The 6,907-nt window shown below is 65.6% G+C and carries 6 protein-coding genes; 3 read left to right on the plus strand and 3 right to left on the minus strand.

Annotation, left to right across the window (positions count from 1 at the left end):
- Window positions 1–845: hypothetical protein (locus tag Y706_RS24705; protein ID WP_253906753.1), on the plus strand; the 845-nt coding region annotated here is incomplete at its 5' end.
- Between the two features lie 122 nt (window positions 846–967).
- Here the strand turns inward: Y706_RS24705 and glpK are convergent.
- The 3 genes from glpK to Y706_RS0109760 form a co-directional block, all read right to left on the minus strand.
- The gene (gene glpK, locus Y706_RS0109750; protein WP_028276451.1) at window positions 968–2,482 is read right to left on the minus strand and encodes a glycerol kinase GlpK; all 1,515 of its coding nucleotides are present in this window, start codon (window positions 2,480–2,482) and stop codon (window positions 968–970) included.
- 54 nt (window positions 2,483–2,536) lie between these two features.
- The gene (locus tag Y706_RS0109755) at window positions 2,537–3,289 is read right to left on the minus strand and encodes an MIP/aquaporin family protein (RefSeq protein WP_028276452.1); all 753 of its coding nucleotides are present in this window, start codon (window positions 3,287–3,289) and stop codon (window positions 2,537–2,539) included.
- Between the two features lie 156 nt (window positions 3,290–3,445).
- Complete coding sequence (locus Y706_RS0109760; protein ID WP_253906755.1) at window positions 3,446–5,185, minus strand: glycerol-3-phosphate dehydrogenase/oxidase; 1,740 nt, start codon at window positions 5,183–5,185, stop codon at window positions 3,446–3,448.
- A gap of 171 nt (window positions 5,186–5,356) precedes the next feature.
- On the opposite strand from Y706_RS0109760, the gene Y706_RS0109765 reads away from it, so the two are divergent.
- On the plus strand, window positions 5,357–6,319 hold the full coding sequence (locus Y706_RS0109765; RefSeq protein ID WP_028276454.1) for a sugar-binding transcriptional regulator: 963 nt from the start codon (window positions 5,357–5,359) through the stop codon (window positions 6,317–6,319).
- An 82-nt stretch (window positions 6,320–6,401) separates the two neighbouring features.
- A partial coding sequence (locus Y706_RS24710; protein WP_043435847.1) for an aldo/keto reductase occupies window positions 6,402–6,907 on the plus strand: 506 nt, incomplete at its 3' end.

Consider the following 6,907-nt stretch of genomic DNA (forward strand, 5'->3'; position numbering starts at 1 on the left):
CGGCAGCCACCGCGCCGGCGGCCACGAGTACCAAGGAACTGTGCGGCCCCGGCTCGGTGCTGAGGTTCAACCGTTCCGCGTTCCCGGCTGAACCGAATATCGACAACCAGTGGCTCAGGCTCAGGCCCGGGATGCAATACACCACAACCGGCAAAGTAATCTCCCCGGACGGGACGACCACCCGCACGGTTGTCAGCACCGTCACAGGGCTGACCAAGGTCATTGACGGGGTCAAGACGATCGCGGTCTGGGACCGGGACTACTCCGACGGTGAACTCGTGGAGTCCGAACTCGCTTTCTTCGCCCAAACGGAGAAAGGGACAGTCTGGCTCTTCGGCGAATATCCGGAGGAGTACGAGAACGGGGAGCTGGTCGGCGCGCCCAGCACGTTCATCAGCGGCATCGACAGGGCCCGGGCCGGCATTGCCATGCAGGCCAAGCCGCACCGGAACACCCCTGCATACGTCCAGGCCTATGCCCCCACCGTGGACTTCCTGGACTGCGGGGACGTGTTCGCGAAGGACCAACGAGTCTGCGTCCCCACGGGATGCTACAACGACGTGCTGGTGATTGATGAGTTCAACCCGCTCGACCCGCCAAGCGCCGGCCACCAGCGCAAGTTCTACTCAGCCGGGACCGGGCTCATCAAGGTGACAGCAGTCGGGGGCGAAGACCAAGAGTTCATGGACCTGGTCAAGATCACCAGGCTCACCAGCGCGGTGCTGGACAGGATCAACACCCGTGCCCTTGAGCTCGACAGCAGGGGCTACACGGTCAGCAAGGACGTCTACGCCAAGACGCCGCGTGCTGTCGTGAGGACCCCGTCTGCGCGGCCCGTGCGCTGAGGGACAAACCCGACGCGGGACAGAGCTGACGCAGACAGTGAAGAGCTCCGGCCAGGTTTCCCTGGCCGGAGCTCTTCTTTGTCCGCCGAAGCCGTGCCCTGTCGGCGGGTCAGTGTTGGCGCCTACTTCACGTCGTCGTCAACCCAGTCCATGGACTTGGTGACGGCCTTCTTCCAGAGACGCATCTGGCGTTCCCGCTCGGCCTGGTCCATTTGCGGTTCCCACCGCTTGTCCTCGGCCCAGTTGGCCGAGCACTCGCCCAGGTCCTTCCAGAATCCGACCGCCAGGCCGGCCGCGTAGGCTGCGCCCAGCGCCGTCGTCTCGACCACCTTCGGACGGATGACCGGCACGCCGAGGATGTCCGCCTGGAACTGCATCAGGGCGTCGTTGGCGACCATGCCGCCGTCGACCTTCAGCTCCGTCAGCGGTACGCCGGAGTCGGCGTTGACGGCGTCCAGCACCTCACGGGTCTGGAAGGCGGTGGCCTCCAGCGCCGCGCGGGCGATATGGGCCTTGGTAACATAGCGGGTCAGGCCCACAATGGCGCCGCGGGCGTCCGAGCGCCAGTACGGCGCGAAGAGGCCGGAGAACGCCGGCACAATGTACACACCGCCGTTGTCCTCCACCGAGGCCGCGAGGGTCTCGACCTCCGGGGCGCTGCTGATCATGCCGAGGTTGTCCCGCAACCACTGGATCAAGGAACCGGTGACGGCAATGGAGCCCTCCAGCGCGTAGTGCGGCGCCGCGTCGCCGAGCTTGTAGCCGACGGTGGTCAGCAGCCCGTTCTTGGAGTGGATAATCTCCTCGGCCGTGTTGAAGATCAGGAAACAGCCCGTGCCGTAGGTGTTCTTGGCTTCCCCGGCATCGAACGCCGCCTGCCCGAACGTGGCCGCCTGCTGGTCGCCCAGGATGCCGGCCACAGGAACCTCGCGCAGCAGCTGCGAGGTGTGGACTGTGCCGTAGACCTCGGAGGAGGACTTGATGGTCGGCATCATGGAGGCCGGGACGCCGAACGCGTCCAGAATCTCCTGGTCCCACGACAGCGTCTCAAGGTCCATGAACATGGTCCGTGAGGCGTTGGTCACGTCGGTGACGTGCACTCCGCTGTCGGTCCCGCCGGTCAGGTTCCAGAGCACCCAGCAGTCGGTGTTGCCGAAGACGAGGTCGCCGGCCTCCGCCTTGGCCCGGGCGCCCTCGACGTTGTCCAGGATCCACTTGATCTTGGTGCCCGAGAAGTAGGTCGCCAGCGGCAGGCCCACCTTCTGCTTGAAACGTTCTACCCCGCCGTCCTTGGCGAGTTCGTCCACGATCGGCTGGGTACGGGTGTCCTGCCACACGATGGCGTTGTAGATCGCCTCGCCGGTGGTCTTGTCCCACACCACCGCTGTTTCGCGCTGGTTGGTGATGCCGACGGCGGCGATGTCGTGCCGGGTCAGGTTCGCCTTGGACAGGGCCGAGCCGATCACTTCGCGGGTGTTGTTCCAGATTTCAGCGGGGTTGTGCTCCACCCAGCCGGGCTGGGGGAATATCTGCTCATGCTCCATCTGGCCGGAGGAGACGATGCTGCCGCTGTGGTCAAACACGATGGCTCGGGTGCTCGTGGTGCCCTGGTCGATTGCAACTACGTACTGGTTCATATTGACGTCCTTGTCTGTTTGGCGTGGCAGTTGTACTGACGGTTGAACGGGCGGTTAGTGAGGGATGACGGGGATGATGATCGGCACGACAGCTGCCACGAGGCCGCCCAGGGCGCCGCCGATGAGGGGACCGACGACCGGGATCCAGGAGTAGCTCCAGTCGCTGGAGCCCTTGCCCTTGATGGGGAGCAATGCGTGCGCGATGCGGGGGCCCAGGTCACGGGCGGGGTTGATGGCGTAGCCGGTGGGGCCGCCGAGCGAAACACCGATGCCGACGACCAGCAGGGCCACAGACAGCGGGCCGAGTCCGGATGGCGTCCCGCCGAAGGTCAGGATGACGAACACGAGGACAAAGGTGCCGATGATCTCGGTGATCAGGTTCCACTGGTTGGAGCGGATCGCCGGGCCGGTGGAGAAGACTGCCAACTGGCTGGCGGGCTCCTGCTCGAGATCAAAGTGCTGCTTGTGGGCCAGCCACATCACGACGGCGCCGAGGAAGGCGCCGGTCAGTTCCCCACCGAAGTAGGTCAGGGTTGAGGCGAAGTCGACCGGAACGCCGGGAGCGTACAACTTCTTGCCGTTGACCAGCAGGCCAAAAGTCACGGCAGGGTTCAGGTGCGCACCTGAGATGGCGGCAACATAGACACCGGAGAAGACGGCAATGCCCCATCCCCAGGTCACCATCAGGAACCCGCCGTTGTTGCCCTTGGTGCCTTTGAGCGCAACGTTGGCCACCACGCCGCAACCCAGCAGGGTCAGCATGGCGGTACCGAATAATTCGGATAGGAAAACTATTCCAAGAGACATCTTTGACTCCTCTATTTTCTGTTGTCGGCGTCCGCGAGTTTGGAAGCCGTGGGGCCGGCAGCATGTTCGTGCTGCCGGCCAGCCACTGCGCCGGCCGCCAGGGCGGACCGCGCAGTGCTTGCACCCGGGCTTCCCTGCCCGGGCACGCAAGCAATATCAGGCGACCAGGCTGTGGACCCGGACACCGTGGAACCGCTGTAGCACCTCCTGTGCTTGGCTGATCTCTGAGGCCCGGCGTGCCGCATCCCAGCCGAGCGGTCCGGAAAGGATTTCTGCGACTTCGTTGAGCAGTTCCCCGGTCACCAGGCCGCGAAAGGCCAGGGACGTGCGGCGGATGAGGACGTCCACGAGGTGCCCGATCTGCTCATGGGCGGCCATGAACTCCAGTTCCCGGGTGCTCAGCTCGCGGGTGGAATGCAGCAGCCTGTCCGGCTCGCCGGCCGCGGCCCCGTCCAGGAAGCGGATGACTTCTTCGGCGCGGGTCCCGTAGCGGGTCAGCAGCCCGGTGATGCGGGCGGCGTCGCGGCCGGCCGACATGTGGGCCTTGATCCAGCGCTGGACGCCGTCCTCGCTGTCCGGGAAGCCGGCGCCGCCGCCGATGGCGAGCTTCGCCGTCGAAACCTTCCGTTCCATACCGAGTTCGGCCAGGACGTCGTTGCTCAGGTGCTCGGCAAGGGCCCGGAACGTGGTCCACTTGCCGCCGACGAGGCTGAGGACGGCGCCGCCCGCCTCCGCACGGCGTTCGATCCGGTAGTCCCTGCTGACGAAGCCGGGCTGGGTCGCGTCGTGCTTCGGAAGCGGGCGAACACCGGAGAACGAGTAGACAATCTGGTCGCGGCCCACCGGGATGTCCGGGAACACGTGGCCGATCAGGTCAAAGAAGTAGTCGATTTCCGCCTCGGTGCACACTGCGTCCTGGGCCATGTCGGCGTCGACGTCGGTGGTGCCGACCAGGACGCGGTCCCCCATCGGGTAGATCAGCACGATCCGGCCGTCGGTGTGCTCGAAGAAGATTTCGCGGCCGTTGCACGCCGCGAGCAGCTCCGGATGGTCCAGCACGATGTGCGAACCCTTGGTTCCGCCCATGAACGACGACGCCAGCCCCAACGCCTCGTTGGTCAGGTCGACCCAGGCGCCGGTGGTGTTCACGACGACGTCGGCAGTGAAGTCGAACACCTCGCCGGTCAGTTCATCGCGCAGCTGGACAGTAGTTCCTGGAGTGCCGGGGGTTCCTGAGGTGCCGGAGGTTCCGGAGCCGCCCAGCGAGACCAGGGAGACGTAATTGCTGGCGCGGGCGTGGCTGTCCGCGCCGCCGGCCTTCTCGCCGTCCTGGAGCACGTCGAGGGTGAGGCGCTCGGGGTTGTGGACGGAGGCGTCGAAGTAGGTGGCCGCGTACTTGATCCCGGGGTGCAGGCGGGGCAGCTCGGCCAGCGCGCGCTTGCGTCCGCGGAACTGGTGGCGCGGGACCGTGCCGCCGTCGCGGGAGAAGAAGTCGTACATGCTCAGGCCGAGCTTGATCAGGAACGCCCCGCGTTCGGTGTGCTTGCCCTGCTTGTGGGTCAGGAAGCGCATGGGGGCGGCCAGGACCCCGGAGAAGGTGCTGAAGATCGGGATCGTGGTCTGCAGCGGCTTGACGTAGTGCGGTGCGATCCGCAGAAGCCTGTTGCGTTCGGTCACCGACTCCTGGACAAGGCGGAACTCGCCGTTTTCGAGGTACCGGATGCCGCCGTGGATCATGTGGGAAGAGGCGCCGCTGGCACCCTGGCAGTAATCGCCGCGCTCAACGAGCGCCACATCCACGCCCTGCAGCGCAAGGTCACGGAACGTTCCGACCCCGTTGATTCCGCCTCCGATGATCAGAACCTGCGCGTGCCGCCGCGTCCGCAGCTTCTGCACCGAGGCGCGATCGTTCGCCGGTGCGCCGACTGAGTCCTTCTGTCCCAAAATTGCTCCCTTGGGTTTGATTCTGTGCGGCGCGCCCGTGGCGCGGCGCCGTTCAACACTATTCTTTGGACTAATGGAAAATGGAGTCAAGCACTATGCACAAACGTGCAGATGGGAAATGTCATGATGCAATCACGCCAGTCCGACGCCCTCCGCGCGGCCCAGCTGTATTACCTGCAGGACCTGACCATGGACGCCATCGCCCGCGAGCTCCGGACGTCCCGGTCCACGGTTTCCCGGCTGTTGTCCGCGGCGCGCGATTCGGGTCTGGTGCAGATCCAGATCCGCAGCCCGCTGGACACCGGGCCCGAACTCGAGGGCATGATCCGCGCCGAATACAAGGTGGATGTCCATGTCGTTCCGGTGGTGGACACACTCAATGAGGCGGAAACACTGGACCGTGTGGCCATGCAGGCCGCCCGGACGATCGGACCGCTGGTGGACTCCAACGCCATCATCGGCGTCGCATGGGGCTCCACCCTGAGCGCCGTGAGCCGGCACCTGACGCGCAAGATCACCCACGACAGCGTGATCGTCCAGCTCAACGGCGCCGGGAATATGCAGACCACCGGTATCACCTATGCCTCGGACATCATGCGGCGGTTCGGCAGCGCCTACGGAGCACGGGTGGAACAGTTTCCCGTGCCGGCCTTCTTCGACCACGCCGCGACCAAAAAGGCCATGTGGAATGAGCGGAGTGTTCAGCGGATCCTGGAGCTGCAGGCCCGGATGAGCATCGCGATCTTTGGTGTCGGATCGGTCGACGCCGACTACCCCAGCCACGTCTACGCCGGCGGCTACCTCGATGAAGACGACTTGAACGTCCTGGCGAACTCCGATGTGGTGGGCGATGTTGCCACGGTGTTCTTCCGCGCCGACGGGTCCTCGGACGGCATCACGCTCAACGCGCGCTCCACCGGCCCGGACCTGGCCCAGCTCCGCCAGGTCCGGCGCCGCATCTGCGTGGTGTCCGGTGCTTCCAAAATCAACGGGCTCAGGGGCGCGCTGGCGGCAGGACTGGCCACCGACCTGATCCTGGACGAGGCAAGCGCCCGCAGGCTCGTCCGGTTCGACGGACTGGGATGAGCGGCTGCGGGGCAGCATGACCGGTGCGGCGGCGGCAACGGCCGTCCGGCACTCGCCAGCGCCAGTGGGTAAAGTCTTTGTCATGAGACTCTCCCCCCGGCTGACCCTGAACAACGGCGTATTGATCGACCGGCTGGGGTTCGGGCTGTACAAGGTCCCCCCGGGCGACGCCGCCAGCCTGGTGACCATGGCGGTCGAGACCGGCTACCGGCACTTCGACACCGCCGCCATGTACGGAAACGAGACCGGCGTCGGCAAGGGAATCGGTGCCCTGTCCGGATTTGAGGGCACCGGAGGCGGGCCCGGGGAAACCGCACCCTACGTTTCCCGCGAGGACCTCTTCATCACCACCAAGGTCTGGAATGACGACCACGGCTACGACGCCACCATGCGTGCGTTCGACACCTCCATGTCCAACCTCGGCCTAGAGTACATCGACCTCTACCTGATCCATTGGCCGTGCGCGCGCCGTGGCCTGTTCCCGGAAACGTACCGGGCCTTGGAGACGCTGTACCGCGAGGGCAAGGTCCGCGCAATCGGCGTCTCCAACTTCCAGCCGCAGCACCTGGACCGGCTCCTGGAAACGGC

This window comes from Arthrobacter sp. I3, assembly GCF_000520575.1.
GTDB lineage: Bacteria > Actinomycetota > Actinomycetes > Actinomycetales > Micrococcaceae > Arthrobacter > Arthrobacter humicola_A.

Excerpts from the sequence above, each read along its gene's own strand:
- Y706_RS0109765 (WP_028276454.1), top strand. The coding sequence starts at position 5,357 with ATGATGCAATCACGCCAGTCCGACGCCCTCCGCGCGGCCCAGCTGTAT.
- Y706_RS0109755 (WP_028276452.1), bottom strand. The coding sequence starts at position 3,289 with ATGTCTCTTGGAATAGTTTTCCTATCCGAATTATTCGGTACCGCCATG.
- glpK (WP_028276451.1), bottom strand. The coding sequence starts at position 2,482 with ATGAACCAGTACGTAGTTGCAATCGACCAGGGCACCACGAGCACCCGA.